The 14,199-nt window shown below is 51.9% G+C and carries 17 protein-coding genes; 9 read left to right on the top strand and 8 right to left on the bottom strand.

Annotation, left to right across the window (positions count from 1 at the left end; translation table 11 throughout):
• Positions 1-5 precede the first annotated feature (5 nt).
• From lptA to J1781_RS19765, 5 genes are read right to left on the bottom strand one after another with little or no spacing between them, the layout of a single operon-like run.
• Positions 6-563 carry a lipopolysaccharide ABC transporter substrate-binding protein LptA gene (gene lptA / locus J1781_RS19785; protein ID WP_015698896.1) on the bottom strand — a complete coding sequence of 186 codons (558 nt, stop codon included), beginning with the start codon at positions 561-563 and terminating at the stop codon, positions 6-8.
• Entirely contained in the window at positions 541-1,110 is a 570-nt protein-coding gene (gene lptC, locus J1781_RS19780) for an LPS export ABC transporter periplasmic protein LptC (RefSeq protein WP_129954732.1), read from the bottom strand. Before lptC ends, lptA begins: the two co-directional genes overlap by 23 nt.
• On the bottom strand, positions 1,107-1,673 hold the full coding sequence (gene kdsC / locus J1781_RS19775) for a 3-deoxy-manno-octulosonate-8-phosphatase KdsC (RefSeq protein ID WP_129954731.1): 567 nt from the start codon (positions 1,671-1,673) through the stop codon (positions 1,107-1,109). Before kdsC ends, lptC begins: the two co-directional genes overlap by 4 nt.
• 16 nt (positions 1,674-1,689) lie before the next feature.
• Positions 1,690-2,676, bottom strand: coding sequence for an arabinose-5-phosphate isomerase KdsD (gene kdsD / locus J1781_RS19770; protein WP_129954730.1), 987 nt, complete (start codon positions 2,674-2,676; stop codon positions 1,690-1,692).
• 19 nt (positions 2,677-2,695) lie between these two features.
• Positions 2,696-3,673 (bottom strand): calcium/sodium antiporter, encoded by a 978-nt coding sequence (locus J1781_RS19765; RefSeq protein WP_129954729.1) that lies wholly within the window; start codon positions 3,671-3,673, stop codon positions 2,696-2,698.
• Between the two features lie 307 nt (positions 3,674-3,980).
• Here J1781_RS19765 and mlaF point away from each other — a divergent pair, with 307 nt between their 5' ends.
• From mlaF to murA, 7 genes are all read left to right on the top strand, one after another.
• Positions 3,981-4,784: a phospholipid ABC transporter ATP-binding protein MlaF gene (mlaF, locus tag J1781_RS19760; RefSeq protein ID WP_129954728.1), complete on the top strand. Its 804-nt coding sequence runs from the start codon at positions 3,981-3,983 to the stop codon at positions 4,782-4,784.
• A 15-nt stretch (positions 4,785-4,799) separates the two neighbouring features.
• Complete coding sequence (gene mlaE, locus J1781_RS19755) at positions 4,800-5,582, top strand: lipid asymmetry maintenance ABC transporter permease subunit MlaE (RefSeq protein WP_015698890.1); 783 nt, start codon at positions 4,800-4,802, stop codon at positions 5,580-5,582.
• 3 nt (positions 5,583-5,585) lie between these two features.
• Positions 5,586-6,137, top strand: a complete 552-nt coding sequence (gene mlaD / locus J1781_RS19750; RefSeq protein ID WP_129954727.1) for an outer membrane lipid asymmetry maintenance protein MlaD — start codon at positions 5,586-5,588, stop codon at positions 6,135-6,137.
• A gap of 41 nt (positions 6,138-6,178) precedes the next feature.
• Positions 6,179-6,814 (top strand): phospholipid-binding protein MlaC, encoded by a 636-nt coding sequence (mlaC, locus tag J1781_RS19745; RefSeq protein WP_129954726.1) that lies wholly within the window; start codon positions 6,179-6,181, stop codon positions 6,812-6,814.
• Positions 6,811-7,125, top strand: coding sequence for a lipid asymmetry maintenance protein MlaB (gene mlaB / locus J1781_RS19740; protein WP_129954725.1), 315 nt, complete (start codon positions 6,811-6,813; stop codon positions 7,123-7,125). The genes mlaC and mlaB overlap by 4 nt, the downstream gene beginning before the upstream one ends.
• A gap of 168 nt (positions 7,126-7,293) precedes the next feature.
• A complete protein-coding gene (gene ibaG, locus J1781_RS19735) occupies positions 7,294-7,548 on the top strand; it encodes a BolA family iron metabolism protein IbaG (protein ID WP_129954724.1) in 255 nt (84 codons plus the stop codon).
• Between the two features lie 67 nt (positions 7,549-7,615).
• The gene (murA, locus tag J1781_RS19730) at positions 7,616-8,875 is read left to right on the top strand and encodes a UDP-N-acetylglucosamine 1-carboxyvinyltransferase (protein WP_129954723.1); all 1,260 of its coding nucleotides are present in this window, start codon (positions 7,616-7,618) and stop codon (positions 8,873-8,875) included.
• Between the two features lie 75 nt (positions 8,876-8,950).
• On the opposite strand, the gene degS is transcribed toward murA, so the two are convergent.
• From degS to zapG, 3 genes are all read right to left on the bottom strand, one after another.
• The gene (gene degS / locus J1781_RS19725; RefSeq protein WP_129954722.1) at positions 8,951-10,018 is read right to left on the bottom strand and encodes an outer membrane-stress sensor serine endopeptidase DegS; all 1,068 of its coding nucleotides are present in this window, start codon (positions 10,016-10,018) and stop codon (positions 8,951-8,953) included.
• Positions 10,019-10,104: 86 nt separating this feature from the next.
• Positions 10,105-11,472: a serine endoprotease DegQ gene (gene degQ, locus J1781_RS19720; RefSeq protein ID WP_129954721.1), complete on the bottom strand. Its 1,368-nt coding sequence runs from the start codon at positions 11,470-11,472 to the stop codon at positions 10,105-10,107.
• Positions 11,473-11,620: 148 nt separating this feature from the next.
• Entirely contained in the window at positions 11,621-12,022 is a 402-nt protein-coding gene (gene zapG, locus J1781_RS19715; RefSeq protein ID WP_013577242.1) for a Z-ring associated protein ZapG, read from the bottom strand.
• Between the two features lie 285 nt (positions 12,023-12,307).
• On the opposite strand from zapG, the gene zapE reads away from it, so the two are divergent.
• Both zapE and rplM read left to right on the top strand, forming a co-directional pair.
• Positions 12,308-13,447 carry a cell division protein ZapE gene (gene zapE, locus J1781_RS19710; RefSeq protein ID WP_129991981.1) on the top strand — a complete coding sequence of 380 codons (1,140 nt, stop codon included), beginning with the start codon at positions 12,308-12,310 and terminating at the stop codon, positions 13,445-13,447.
• A 320-nt stretch (positions 13,448-13,767) separates the two neighbouring features.
• On the top strand, positions 13,768-14,196 hold the full coding sequence (gene rplM / locus J1781_RS19705) for a 50S ribosomal protein L13 (RefSeq protein ID WP_013577239.1): 429 nt from the start codon (positions 13,768-13,770) through the stop codon (positions 14,194-14,196).
• The last annotated feature ends 3 nt before the right edge of the window (positions 14,197-14,199 follow it).

The following is a 14,199-nucleotide window of genomic DNA, read 5'->3' as shown; positions in this document are numbered from 1 at the left end:
AAATATCAGTTACTCTTTTTGGTCGGCTGGCCGCCCGCTGCAGGCGTTTTTTGTTGCAGCTGCGAAGGGACCAGAACGGTCGTCACACGGTTACCCTTATCACTAAAAGCTTCCATTTGCTGTTTCTGTACCAGATAAGTAATGCGGTCGCCTTTCACATTGCTGTCCAGTTGCTCAAGGTAAGCATTGCCGGTCAGCGTGACGAGGTCATTTTCCACTTCGTAGCGGACTTTCTGGGCATGGCCTTTTACCGGTTTACCGTTGTCCTGCATCTGATAGAACGTCACCGGGTTACCGTAACCTTCTACCACTTCTTTACCGGACACACCCTGCGGACGTATCACCACCACTTTATCGGCTTTAACCTGGATCGTGCCCTGATTCACCACCACATTGCCGGTAAACGTCGCGGTATTGGTGTTGACGTCAAGTGCCTGATTTGCCGAGTCAATGGTGATCGGTTTCGTTGTGTCGTCTTTTAAGGCAAATGCCGGAACGCTGACGGCTAACAATGAGCTGACGATCAGAAGATCACGGATTTTATTTTTTGCTTTGAATTTCATAGGAAGTCGATACCTTTTCGATCAGCTCTGCTGTTTTATCACGCAGATTACCACGCATTTTCATGCCGTTAGATGTAAAACCTGTACCATAAAGCGTCACTTCATCGTCTGAGGCAACGTCCTGTGTCGTCAGGTTAACCTGTGCATTGTCCGTTTTGATTCTTTGCAGCTGTGATGTCTCAGGCGTCAGGCTATCGGCCTGCACATGCCCATAGAGATAAAGCATCTTATCCTGAGTCAGTTTCGCTTTATCGGAACGTAATACCCAGGTGGCTACTTTGTTCTTGTCATACATGGTCGCGACCGGATGAGTAAACCACGACACCTGATCCGTGGTGTAATATTTTACCTCGTCTGACACCAGTTTATACGTCAGGCTGCCCATCGGGTCATATACCATCGTAACGGTGTGGGAAGTCTGATAAGTCGGATCCTGATCGTTAACCACCTGCGGAACATCATCGCTGTTGTCAGACAATGACCAGCCAATCAGCACCAGGACAATGGCGGTAAGCGCCAGAATAACCCAAAGTTTTGCTTTACTCATATCGACAGCCCTTTGGCGTCCTCCAGCTTGCCCTGCGCCAGCAGAATCAAATCACACAGTTCGCGAACTGCACCACGCCCGCCAGCGATACGGGTAACATAATGCGCTTTTGGTAACAAAACAGGATGTGCATCCTGAACCGCCACAGAAAGACCCACTTCGGCCATCACCGGCCAGTCAATCAGGTCATCACCAATGTATGCCACTTCTTCGGCCCGAAGAGACAGTGTATCTAACAGTTCGCGGAAGGCCAAAAGCTTATCCGACTGGCCCTGATACAAGTGGCGAATACCCAGAGTTTTAGCGCGATCTTCCAGTAATTTTGCATTGCGGCCTGTAATAATCGCGACTTCGATGCCGGATGTCAGCAGGCAGCGGATACCGTAACCATCGCGAACGTTGAAACTTTTCAGCTCTTCTCCCTGATTTCCCATATAGATCAGGCCATCAGACATGACGCCATCGACATCGCAAATCAGCAGGCGGACCGCTTTCGCCCGTTCAAGCACTTGCGTACTGACCGGACCGTAGCAGGTTTCCGCCAGGGCTGCGCTATTACTCATTTAGGGAATTCCTCAATTAAACTACGCCAGCGCGCAGCATATCGTGCATATGTAACACACCCAGCAACTGGTCACCATCAGCAACCATCACACACGTGATGTGTTTGTCCTGCATTAAATTCAGCGCATCAACTGCCAGCAGTGACGGACGTACGCGAATGCCGCCTGTCGTCATCACATCCGCAATTGATGCCGTATTGATGTTGACACCCATATCAAAGATGCGTCGCAAATCCCCATCGGTAAAAATCCCTTCGATTTTCATCAAATCGTTGCAGATAACCGTCATGCCCAGATTTTTACGGGTGATTTCCAGCAACGCATCCCGTAACGACGCCTCGCGGCTGACGTGCGGAATCTCATCTCCGGTGTGCATGATATCGCTGACGCGAAGCAACAGCTTGCGACCCAGTGCTCCGCCAGGGTGTGACAGGGCGAAATCTTCCGGTGTGAACCCGCGAGCTTCCAGCAGTGCGACAGCCAGAGCATCGCCCATCACCAGCACCGCTGTGGTGCTGCTGGTCGGTGCCAGCCCCAGCGGGCAGGCTTCTTTGGGCACTTTTACACAAAGATGGACATCCGCCGCTTTTCCCATCGTGCTTTCAGGGTTAGACGTCATGCAGATAAGCGTAATGCCCAGGCGTTTGAGTACCGGAATCAGCCCCAGAATTTCATGGGCTTCACCGGAGTTGGAAATCAGAATGACGACATCCTGCTTTGACACCATGCCCAGGTCACCGTGGCTGGCTTCACCGGGATGCACAAAGAAGGCCGGCGTGCCTGTACTGGCAAAGGTGGCGGCCATCTTACGGCCAATATGACCGGATTTGCCCATGCCCATGACAACGACTTTGCCATTGCAGGCGAAAATTTTTTCGCAGGCGCGGGTAAAATCACCGTTAATGTATTGATCTAACTGCTCAAGTCCTTCACGTTCTGTTTTCAGTACATCACGTCCGACGGCCTGAAAATCAAAACCGGGGGCGAAGGTATCGTTAGCCATAGTCGGTTCCTGACAGAGTTCAGAAGGCAATGCTGTCTGGTAACAGGAACAGCACTGCCATATAGGCGATAAATCCACACAGCAATAATGCACCGGCTAAATGGCCGATACGGTGTTTACGCATCAGGCATAGCCCGGAAAGCACCACGCTGACCGCCAGCATGACCCAATAATCGCGATGAAATGCGTCCGGGTTGAACGAACCTGGTGCCACCAGCGCGGGTAATCCCAGCACCAGACAGGTATTAAAAATGTTTGCGCCAATGATGTTACCCAGCGCAATGTCATCTTCGCCTTTGATAGCACCGGCGATAAAGGTCGCCAGTTCCGGCAGACTGGTACCGATGGCGATGACCGTCAGGCCGATCACCAGTTCGCTGACACCCAGATAACGCGCGATGACGGTGCTGTTATCAACGATCATGCCCGATGCCAGGGGCATGATGATAAAGCCCAGCGCCAGCCATAAAAATGCGACCGTATTGCTGCTGTCTTGTGGAAGTTCGGACATTTGCTCATAGGTCAGCGTATCCAGGCCTTCTTTTTCGGCAGCACGGGCGATTTTTATCACCAGCATCATGAACACGCCTGCACTGGCCAGCAACAAAACACCATCAAGCCGGCTGAGTTCTCCGTCGCTTAACAGAAAACCACACAGAGCCGTCACCAGTAACAATAATGGGAGTTCGCGGCGTAATATATCAGAACGAACGGAAAGTGGATGAATCAGGGCGGCACCGCCCAAAATCAGAAGAATATTAATGATATTCGAACCAATGGCATTTCCGATGGCCAAATCCATCTGATCGTTGATAGCCGCGGTGGTGGAAACGACCAGTTCAGGAAGAGATATTCCGACGCCGACGACAGTCATACCAATTACCAGCGGGGAGATGCCTATCGAGCGTGCCAGCACTGCGGCTCCGTACACCAGACGATCAGCGGCATACACTAACAGTAACAAGCCGACAATCATCAGTACGATAGCGAGAAGCATGAAACATCCTTTATTGGGTATAATGCGAGGTTCGTTGCCTTTACGGGCAGGCGATTCCTTCGTCAACATGAGCTAAGGCGACATTTTGTCTGAAAACAATGCCACCAAGTTCCTGTATGTTAGACGATGAAGGCTTTTAATTTAAAATGGTAATTGGTTGATTTTGACCATCTGTGGCTGAAAAGTAAATCGATGGCAACTTTGGTAACGAAACCGGGGTAAGTTTTTGTAAAAATACCAAAGTTATACGATACCCTGTGCGTGTCAGACGTATTCTTAGCGAAAGCATTCCGAAGGGAAAAACTGAATGAGTCAAAGCGAATCGAATCTGGTTGAGATCAAAGGCATGAGTTTCGTGCGTGGCGATCGTCCCATTTTCGAAGAGATAAATATGACAGTGCCGCGTGGCAAAGTCACCGCAATCATGGGGCCTTCGGGGATCGGTAAAACCACCTTGCTGCGTCTGATCGGCGGTCAACTTACGCCCAACAACGGCGAAATCTGGTTCGACGGCGACAACATTCCGACATTGTCCCGTCGCAAGCTGTACGAGTCGCGCAAGAAAATGAGCATGTTGTTTCAGTCCGGTGCATTGTTTACTGACCTGACTGTGTTCGAAAATGTGGCGTTCCCGTTGCGTGAACACAGCAAATTGCCGGAGGAATTACTGCGCAGTACGGTGACCATGAAACTGGAAGCGGTAGGGTTGCGCGGTGCCGGTAATCTGATGCCTGCCGAATTGTCCGGTGGTATGGCGCGGCGCGTCGCACTGGCGCGTGCCATTGCGCTGGACCCTGAGCTGATTATGTTCGATGAGCCTTTTGTGGGGCAGGATCCGATCACCATGGGCGTTCTGGTCAAACTGATTGATGAGCTGAACCATGCGCTGGGCGTGACGTGCATTGTGGTTTCCCACGACGTGCCTGAAGTCCTGAGCATTGCTGATTATGCCTATATCGTGGCCGCACAGCATGTCATCGCAGAAGGTACGCCAGAGGAGTTGCAAAATAATCCTGATCCGCGCGTTCGTCAGTTCCTGGATGGTATTGCCGACGGACCGGTGCCTTTCCGTTTCCCGGCCGGTGATTACAAAACCGAGTTGCTCGGATGATGGAGTTATCTGCTTATGTTAACTAAGGCACTCGCCTCAGTCGGACGTCGCGGGATAAACACCTGTGCGTCTTTTGGTCGTGCCGGACTGATGCTCTTTCGGGCATTGGTCGGTAAGCCGCAATTTGCCAAACAATGGCCGCTGCTGATCAAGCAGCTTTACAGCGTTGGCGTACTTTCCCTGTTGATTATCCTGGTTTCCGGTTTGTTTATCGGCATGGTGCTTGGCTTGCAGGGGTATCTGATTTTAACCACCTACAGCGCTGAGGCCAGCCTCGGTATGATGGTGGCGCTCTCTTTACTGCGCGAGCTTGGACCGGTGGTCACTGCACTGCTTTTCGCCGGGCGCGCGGGTTCTGCGCTGACCGCTGAACTGGGATTGATGAAAGCCACCGAGCAAATCTCCAGCCTGGAGATGATGGCCATTGATCCGCTGCGCCGCGTTGTGGCACCGCGTTTCTGGGCCGGTCTGATTTCCATGCCTTTGCTGACGGCGATTTTTGTTGCCGTGGGGATCTGGGGGGGATCGCTGGTGGGAGTGGACTGGAAAGGCATCGACAGTGGTTTCTTCTGGTCAGCGATGCAAACTGCCGTAGACTGGCGGACCGACCTGCTTAACTGTCTGATTAAAAGCCTTGTTTTCGCTATCACCGTGACCTGGATTGCATTGTTCAATGGCTATGATGCGATACCGACGTCCGAAGGGATTAGCCGGGCAACGACACGTACTGTGGTGCATTCGTCACTGGCGGTGCTGGGATTGGATTTTGTGCTGACAGCACTGATGTTTGGAAATTAAACCATGCAAACGAAAAAGAGTGAAATCTGGGTAGGCGCATTTTTAATCATCGCTTTGATTGCTGTGATCTTCCTGTGTCTTAAAGTGGCCGACATCCGTTCAATCGGCTCCGACCCGACTTACCGTATTTCTGCTGACTTCGACAATATCGGTGGCCTGAAAAGCGGTTCACCGGTCAAAGTCGGTGGCGTGGTGATCGGCCGCGTCAGCAGCATCACGCTCGATAAAAATTATTCTCCACGTGTAGAAATGGATATCGACCAGAAATACAACCAGATCCCGAGCACCAGTACGCTGGCGATCCGCACGTCTGGTCTGCTGGGCGAGCAATTCCTGGCGTTGAATATTGGTTTTGAAGACCCTGAAATGGGAACGACTATCCTTAAAAACGGTGGCGTTATTCAGGACACTAAATCAGCGTTGGTTCTCGAAGACCTGATTGGTCAGTTCTTGTATAAGAGTGGCGATGGTAAGGCTGATCCTGACGCAACGGCGGCACCTGCAGGGAATGCTGCACCTGACGCCAATACGGCGCCGCAACCGGCTGCCCATTAACAATTTGCCATCACGGATTCTCCATAAAAGAGGAAATAAGTATGTTTAAACGTTTAGTGATCGCTGCACTGCTGGTGGTTATGGCTCCGCTGGCGAATGCCGCCGTGGACAAGACCAATCCTTACAGCGTGATGAATGAAGCGGCGAGCAAAACCTTCACCCGCCTCAAAACCGAACAACCGAAAATCAAGCAGGATCCTAACTATCTGCGCCAGATTGTTCGTGAAGAATTGTTGCCGTATGTGCAAATCAAATACGCCGGCGCGCTGGTGTTAGGCCGCTATTACCAACAGGCGACACCTGCACAGCGCGACGCTTACTTCGCGGCGTTCTCAGACTACCTGCAACAGGCTTACGGCCAGGCTCTGGCGATGTACAACGGCCAGAACTATACGGTGCAGCCTGAGCAGTCCTACGCGGGTAAAGACATCATTGCTATCCGTGTCACGATTACCGATCCGAACGGCCGTCCTCCGGTTCGTCTGGATTTCCAGTGGCGTAAAAACAGCCGCACCGGCGACTGGCAGGCTTATGACATGATCGCCGAAGGCGTCAGCATGATTTCGACCAAACAGAACGAATGGGCAGATATTTTGCGCCAGAAAGGTATTGATGGCCTGACTGAGCGCCTGAAACAAGCCGCTGCTCAGCCGATCACGCTGGATAAACAACAATGAGTGAAGCCCTGCGCTGGGAATCGCAGCCGCCGCGACTGTCGTTGCACGGTGAGTTAGATCGCGAAACGCTGGTGGCATTTTGGGATGTACGCAAAAAGCTGATGCCCGGCGTGACCTGTCTGGACGTCTCCGGGCTGGCGCGTGTTGACTCTTCTGGCCTGGCTTTGCTGGTGCATTTACGCGAGGAAGCCAGTCAGCAGGGGATTACGCTGACGATTGCGGGTATCACTGACAGGCTGAGAACACTGATTGCTTTGTATAACCTTCAGGACATTATTCCGTCGGAGACCACGACTTGTTCTGTTGAATAAATAGTTGAGCAGTTCCCGTGGGTTAGGCTGTGGGATATGAAGCGTTATCGGTATGTCCATAAAGCCCCTGTGCGAAACTCTTCGTCAGGGGCTTTTTCGTGGTTTAAGAATTGCGCCAATCCCTATAAGATATCGGGCTGTTATGATTCTTCAGAAGAATAGATCCCTATGGAAACGAGTGAAATTAAAGACGTGCTGATGAAGGCATTGGCACTGGACGAAGCCCACATTACTGGCGATGGCAGTCATTTTCAGGCCATTGTCGTTGGTGCGATGTTTGATGGCATGAGCCGCGTGAAAAAACAACAGACCGTTTACGCGCCGCTGATGGAATACATCGCCGACAATCGAATCCACGCTCTGTCTATCAAGGCTTATACCCCTGAAGAATGGGCGCGTGACCGTAAACTGAGCGGTTTATAAGACTGCCGGCGTTCCGGCAGCTTCCTCCTATCTGACCTGTCGTTTTAATAAATAGAGAGCAGTCATAATGGATAAATTTCGTGTACAGGGTGGGACTCGCCTGAGTGGTGAAGTCACTATCTCTGGTGCAAAAAATGCAGCACTTCCTATTTTGTTTGCCGCACTGCTTGCTGAAGAACCTGTTGAACTCCAGAACGTTCCTCACCTGAAAGATATCGATACCACCATCAAGCTGCTGAGCCAGCTGGGCACCAAAATCGAACGTAACGGTTCTGTTTTCGTTGACGCCAGTGCGGTGAATGAGTTTTGTGCGCCGTATGACCTGGTAAAAACCATGCGTGCTTCCATCTGGGCGCTTGGCCCGCTGGTGGCGCGTTTCGGTCGCGGCGAAGTTTCTTTACCGGGCGGCTGTGCTATCGGTGCACGTCCTGTTGATCTGCATATTACGGGTCTGGAACAGTTGGGCGCGACCATTGTTCTGGAAGAAGGCTATGTGAAAGCCTCTGTCGATGGCCGCCTGAAAGGCGCGCACATTGTGATGGATAAAGTCAGCGTGGGCGCAACGGTCACTATCATGAGCGCGGCGACCTTGGCTGAAGGCACCACCATTATTGAAAATGCCGCGCGTGAGCCGGAAATCGTCGATACCGCGAATTTCCTCAATACACTGGGTGCGCAAATTACCGGTGCGGGTACCGATAAAATTACCATCGAAGGTGTTGCCCGTCTGGGCGGCGGGGTTTACCGCGTGGTGCCTGACCGTATCGAAACCGGCACCTTCCTGGTGGCGGCGGCGATTTCCGGTGGCAAGATTACCTGTCGCGAAGCCCGACCTGATACGCTGGATGCCGTACTGGCAAAATTGCGTGAAGCCGGTGCCGATATTGAAGTGGGCGAAGACTGGATCAGTCTCGATATGCATGGCAAACGCGCCAAAGCAGTGACCTTCCGCACCGCGCCGCATCCGGGCTTCCCGACTGACATGCAGGCGCAGTTCAGCTTGCTGAACCTGGTAGCAGAAGGTACAGGTGTGATCACCGAAACCATCTTTGAAAACCGTTTCATGCACATACCTGAACTGATCCGTATGGGCGCACACGCTGAAATCGAAGGCAGCACCCTCATTTGCCATGGCGTTGAAAAACTGTCTGGCGCTCAGGTGATGGCGACCGATTTACGGGCCTCTGCAAGTCTGGTTCTGGCGGGTTGTATTGCCGAAGGTGTGACCGTGGTTGACCGTATTTATCACATCGATCGTGGCTACGAGCGTATCGAAGATAAACTGCGTCAGCTGGGTGCAAAAATCGAGCGCTTTAAAGGCGAGTGATTCATAACGCCTGCGCAATAAAAAAGCCGGAAGGGGAAACCTTTCCGGCTTTTTCGTTTCTGCAATGAATGGTTGTCAGTGGTCAGGGTATTCCTGCACCGTAACCTGCAATGTCAGTTTCTGACCATCACGCATAATTTCTACCGGAATGACGGTTCCCGGACGAATTTCTGCTACCTGATCCATGGTCTCGATAGCGGAAACGGCCGGTTTGTTGTTGACGTTAATAATCACGTCTCTGACCTGCATACCCGCATTTGCCGCCGGGCCATTTGGCGTGACTTCGTTCACCACAATTCCCTGAATGTGATCCAGCCCGCTGTTCGGCCCGTGCAGAGGGGAAACTTCACGCCCGCTGATCCCGATATAACCCCGAATAACACGGCCATCACGAATCAGCTTGCCCATGACTTTTGTCGCCAGTGCGGTCGGGATAGCAAAGCCGATGCCTTCCGGCGTGGCGCCGTCATTACTTTGGTCAAAGGACAGCGTATTAATCCCCATCAGTTCCCCGAGCGAATTCACCAGCGCACCGCCGGAGTTCCCCTGATTGATCGAGGCATCGGTTTGCAGAAAGTTCTGGCGGCCGGACGGGCTGAGGCCAATACGACCGGTGGCGCTGATAATGCCCTGTGTGACTGTCTGACCGAGGTTATAGGGGTTACCGATTGCCATCACGACATCACCGACATGCGGGGTACGATGTGGATTAATCGGGATGACCGGCAGATTTCCGGCGTTGATTTTCAGCACGGCCAGGTCAGTCAGGCTGTCAGAGCCGACCAGCAACGCTTCGAATACGCGGCCATCCTGCAAGGCGACGATAATTTGATCGGCATTATTGATCACGTGTTTATTGGTGAGGATATAGCCGTTGTCATTCATGATCACACCGGAACCCAGTGTGCGGATGGCCAGTTCGTTCTGTGTACTGTTACCCATGTTGCGGTTATAGACATTCACCACGGCCGGAGCAGCATGGCGGACGCCTGAGTTATAACTGACGGGTTCTTCGCTGTTCTGGGCGAAGTTTTTGTCAAACAGCGGTTCTGTGATGTTTTTACGCAACATAGGTACCGCCGCCAGCAAAATGCCAGCAACAATCAGGCCGATAACAGCGGATCTCAAGAGCTTAACAAACATGGGTGTATGGGATGCGAGATAAAAGTGAGGGAAGAATAGCATGACTTAATCGGACGCAGCAGCACCTGCGTCCGATTTTCAACGCTTTACGGCATGAATAAGTAGATATTTTGTCCTTTACGCAAGATGCTCAGTGCGATCAGGTCCGGTTTGCTTTCCAGAATTTTGCGGAAGGCTGCCAGATTTTCGAGCGGCTCGCGGTTGACACCAATAATCACATCACCTTTTTCAAGGCCGATCTGGTCCGCCGGCGTGCCTTTCTTCACGTCATCAACATGCACACCTTGGGTCTTTTTATCGGTGGTATCACTGAGCGTCACCCCCTGTAATGCCGGATTGAGTTTCTCAATGCTGACTTCCACGGCCGGGCTTTTATCCAGCGTGACACTGACAGTCATCGGTTTGCCATCGCGCAGCAAACCAATCTGCATCGTGACTCCCGGGCCGGCAGTGCTCACTTTCGCGCGTAACTCAGCAAAGCTGCTCAGCGTTTTACCCTGCAGGGTAATCAGCACGTCACCCGGTTTAATACCGGCTTTTGCCGCTGCCGAATCCGGCAACACCTCGTTGACGAAAGCGCCGCGCTGGCTGTCGAGTTTGAATGCCTGTGCCAGTTCCGGTGTCATTTCGCTGCCGCGGATCCCCAGCAGGCCGCGTTTCACTTCGCCAAATTCAATCAGCTGATGGCTGAGATTCTTCGCCATGTTCACCGGAATAGCAAAACCGATACCGACGCTGCCACCCTGCGAGGAAATGATGGCGGTGTTGATACCAATCAGTTCACCTTTCAGGTCGAGCAGCGCGCCACCGGAGTTACCGCGGTTAATCGACGCATCAGTCTGAATAAAGTTTTCCAGCCCTTCAAGGTTCAGGCCGCTGCGGCCAAGGGCAGAAACAATGCCGGATGTCACGGTCTGGCCGAGCCCAAACGGATTACCCACGGCAACGGCAAAATCGCCTACACGCAGGTTATCGGAATCCGCCATCGTAATTTGTGTCAGATTTTTAGCATCAATCAGCTGGATCACCGCGATATCGGACTGATCGTCTTTGCCGATGAGTTTGGCTTTGTATTCGCGGCCATCGTTGAGCTGAACGTTGATTTTATCCGCGTTGTTCACCACATGATTATTGGTGAGCACGTAGCCTTTGGCGGCATCAATAATGACACCGGAACCCAGCCCTTCAAAAGGCTGCGGCCCCTGATTGGGTTCCGGATCCTGCTGACCGAAGAAGAACTTGTATTCTGGTGGTACATCCGCACTTGGCGGCTGGGTGCCGGAAACCTGAACGCCCACGACGGCGGGTAATACTTTTTCCAGCATCGGTGCCAGACTTGGCAAAGGTTGTCCCTGAACTTCCGTTGGTAAAGCCGCATTCGCCATAGGCGCAGAAGCGAAAGTTAATCCAAGGCTAACAGCTAACACACTGAGCAAAAATAACTTTTTCTTCATCACGATAACTCTCTCGCTTTCTGTAATGGACGTCAGTTATGGATAACAGAACGGTGATTCACAACACGGGAAGGGTCTTGAGAACGGCACACGCACGGGACATGTGCCGTAACTGCATAACGATTGTTGTGCAGGTCAGGGGCGTCTGTTATTTACGAACCGGACGCTCGCCACGCAGCAAACCGGACGCGCCGTCAGAATAATCGCGTGGCATTTGCACCGGCACCTGATCATTATCGGCTTCAGAACCGGTCAGACGATAATTAAACGGATTATCCTGCTCAGGCATATCGGGCAGTAAATTGTTGGAGCTTTTAGCCATGTGCTGATACAGCTGACGGTAATCCGTCGCCATGTTATCGAGCAACTCTGCGCTGCGGGCAAAATGGCCCACCAGCTCCTGACGGTATTCGTCGAGTTCGGCTTTACTTTTCTCCAGTTCGTTTTTCATGACTTGTTGATCACGTAATTTACGATTACCAAAGCGCATCGCCACCGCACCAATTGCGATACCGACCACTAATCCAATGAGTGCATACTCCCAGGTCATAATGACTCCTATTTTGACTTCGTTGTCCCGCAGGGCTTTTTCACGTAACTTTTATGACTTAACTTTTTTACACAATGGTTTTAACGTAATTGTTACACGCATGCGTCATGCAATAGCTCCACTATAACCGTTAACCTTGTCAGAGTGGAATCCTGCGGGGAAAATCACTGCCATCTGTTGGTTTTTTCATACACAGACAGCCGGGAAAAGCGGCGAATCCACGGCAAAAAAGCGGCTAAACGACGTGAAAAACATAAAATTTTTTTCTCAGGGACGTTAACGAAGATGCAATCTCAATCACCCCTTTTTCTTTATCAGAACGCTGTGGATGCCGGTGAGTTCCAGGCGGATGCCGTTCAGAAACAAGCTGTCGCACAGCTCGATACGATTTACCAGGCATTGTCCGCGCAGCCCCTGACACGTCCCCGGTCTGCCAGCCGTGGCGGGTTGCTGAGTCGTTTGTTTACCAAAAGTCCGCAGAAAACCCCTTCGCGACCGGTACAGGGGCTGTATATGTGGGGCGGAGTGGGGCGCGGCAAAACCTGGCTGATGGATTTGTTTTTCCACAGCCTGCCCGGTGATCGCAAGCTTCGCCTGCATTTCCACCGTTTTATGTTGCGCGTCCATGAAGAACTGACGCAACTTCAGGGGCAGGAGGATCCGCTGGAAGTGATCGCGGACCGCTTTAAAGCAGAAACCGATGTGCTCTGTTTTGATGAGTTTTTTGTTTCGGATATTACCGATGCGATGCTGCTGGCGACGTTATTGCAGGCCCTGTTTGCCCGGGGTATCACGCTGATTGCGACATCAAATATTCCGCCTGATTTGCTGTACCGCAACGGCCTGCAACGGGCACGGTTCCTGCCTGCGATTGATCTGATTAAAGAATACTGCGATGTGCTCAATGTGGATGCAGGTATCGATTACCGTTTGCGCACGCTGACGCAGGCCAATTTATGGCTGACACCTGCGGGGCCGGAAACTGCTGACGCGATGCATTCAATGTTAGGGAAACTGACCGGCAATCACAGCGGTGCGCAGACGGGCGAAAGACCGCTGCTGGAAGTGAATCATCGTCCGCTGCAGGCTATTGCCGCCGTTGATGGCGTGCTGGCGGTGGAATTTCATACCTTATGTGAAGAGGCGCGCAGCCAGCTCGATTATATTGCGCTGTCGAAAATCTATCACAGCGTACTGCTGCACAATGTGCCGGTGATGGGCGCAGACAGTGAGAACGCAGCCCGGCGTTTTCTGGCGCTGGTCGATGAATTCTACGAGCGCCATGTAAAACTGGTCATTTCCGCCGCCGTCCCGATGTTTGACATTTATCAGGGCGAACGGCTGAAATTCGAATATCAGCGTTGTCTGTCACGTCTGCAGGAGATGCAGAGCGAGGAGTACCTCAGACGGCCGCATCTGCCGTGATTTTTTGTATGGTTATTTTTTGATCAGTTCGTGGTATAAAAAGCGTCAGTAAAGCCTGCAGGGTGAACCCTCAGAAGGCGGGGAGGGAAATCTTCCTTTTTGTCGAAAAAGGGTTCGATCTTTGCAGGAGACTTCTCTATAATCTTGCGACCCCACGTTACTACAAAGTTTTTTTCCCGAAACTTTATAAGTGCCAGCATTGGCTATTCGAAGGGGTAGGTTTGCTGGACGATGGTCGTGTGAACCTCAAATACTTATTTTATAAACAAGTAAGCGTTCGGGTGTTCGCCAACGTGTAACTTTAATTGGGTAAGCTTTTAATGAAAACTTTTACAGCTAAACCGGAAACCGTACAACGTGACTGGTTCGTAGTTGACGCTACCGGCAAGACCTTAGGTCGCCTGGCCACTGAACTGGCCCGCCGTCTGCGTGGCAAACATAAAGCGGAATACACTCCGCACGTTGATACTGGTGATTACATCATCGTTCTGAACGCAGAAAAAGTTGCTGTCACTGGCAACAAGCGTAACGACAAGATTTATTACCATCACACCGGCCACATCGGTGGTATCAAGCAAGCGACCTTTGAAGAGATGATCGCTCGCCGTCCTGAACGCGTGATCGAGCTCGCGGTTAAAGGCATGTTGCCAAAGGGCCCGTTGGGTCGTGCAATGTACCGTAAAATGAAAGTTTACGCGGGTAACGAGCACACTCATGCGGCGCAACAACCGCAAGTTCTTGACATTTAATTC

This window comes from Rahnella perminowiae (assembly GCF_019049695.1).
Taxonomy (GTDB): domain Bacteria; phylum Pseudomonadota; class Gammaproteobacteria; order Enterobacterales; family Enterobacteriaceae; genus Rahnella; species Rahnella perminowiae.
This window is presented reverse-complemented; position numbering and strand designations above follow the sequence as displayed.

Excerpts from the sequence above, each read along its gene's own strand:
- lptA (WP_015698896.1), bottom strand. The coding sequence starts at position 563 with ATGAAATTCAAAGCAAAAAATAAAATCCGTGATCTTCTGATCGTCAGC.
- lptC (WP_129954732.1), bottom strand. The coding sequence starts at position 1,110 with ATGAGTAAAGCAAAACTTTGGGTTATTCTGGCGCTTACCGCCATTGTC.
- kdsC (WP_129954731.1), bottom strand. The coding sequence starts at position 1,673 with ATGAGTAATAGCGCAGCCCTGGCGGAAACCTGCTACGGTCCGGTCAGT.
- kdsD (WP_129954730.1), bottom strand. The coding sequence starts at position 2,676 with ATGGCTAACGATACCTTCGCCCCCGGTTTTGATTTTCAGGCCGTCGGA.
- J1781_RS19765 (WP_129954729.1), bottom strand. The coding sequence starts at position 3,673 with ATGCTTCTCGCTATCGTACTGATGATTGTCGGCTTGTTACTGTTAGTG.
- mlaF (WP_129954728.1), top strand. The coding sequence starts at position 3,981 with ATGAGTCAAAGCGAATCGAATCTGGTTGAGATCAAAGGCATGAGTTTC.
- mlaE (WP_015698890.1), top strand. The coding sequence starts at position 4,800 with ATGTTAACTAAGGCACTCGCCTCAGTCGGACGTCGCGGGATAAACACC.
- mlaD (WP_129954727.1), top strand. The coding sequence starts at position 5,586 with ATGCAAACGAAAAAGAGTGAAATCTGGGTAGGCGCATTTTTAATCATC.
- mlaC (WP_129954726.1), top strand. The coding sequence starts at position 6,179 with ATGTTTAAACGTTTAGTGATCGCTGCACTGCTGGTGGTTATGGCTCCG.
- mlaB (WP_129954725.1), top strand. The coding sequence starts at position 6,811 with ATGAGTGAAGCCCTGCGCTGGGAATCGCAGCCGCCGCGACTGTCGTTG.
- ibaG (WP_129954724.1), top strand. The coding sequence starts at position 7,294 with ATGGAAACGAGTGAAATTAAAGACGTGCTGATGAAGGCATTGGCACTG.
- murA (WP_129954723.1), top strand. The coding sequence starts at position 7,616 with ATGGATAAATTTCGTGTACAGGGTGGGACTCGCCTGAGTGGTGAAGTC.
- degS (WP_129954722.1), bottom strand. The coding sequence starts at position 10,018 with ATGTTTGTTAAGCTCTTGAGATCCGCTGTTATCGGCCTGATTGTTGCT.
- degQ (WP_129954721.1), bottom strand. The coding sequence starts at position 11,472 with ATGAAGAAAAAGTTATTTTTGCTCAGTGTGTTAGCTGTTAGCCTTGGA.
- zapG (WP_013577242.1), bottom strand. The coding sequence starts at position 12,022 with ATGACCTGGGAGTATGCACTCATTGGATTAGTGGTCGGTATCGCAATT.
- zapE (WP_129991981.1), top strand. The coding sequence starts at position 12,308 with ATGCAATCTCAATCACCCCTTTTTCTTTATCAGAACGCTGTGGATGCC.
- rplM (WP_013577239.1), top strand. The coding sequence starts at position 13,768 with ATGAAAACTTTTACAGCTAAACCGGAAACCGTACAACGTGACTGGTTC.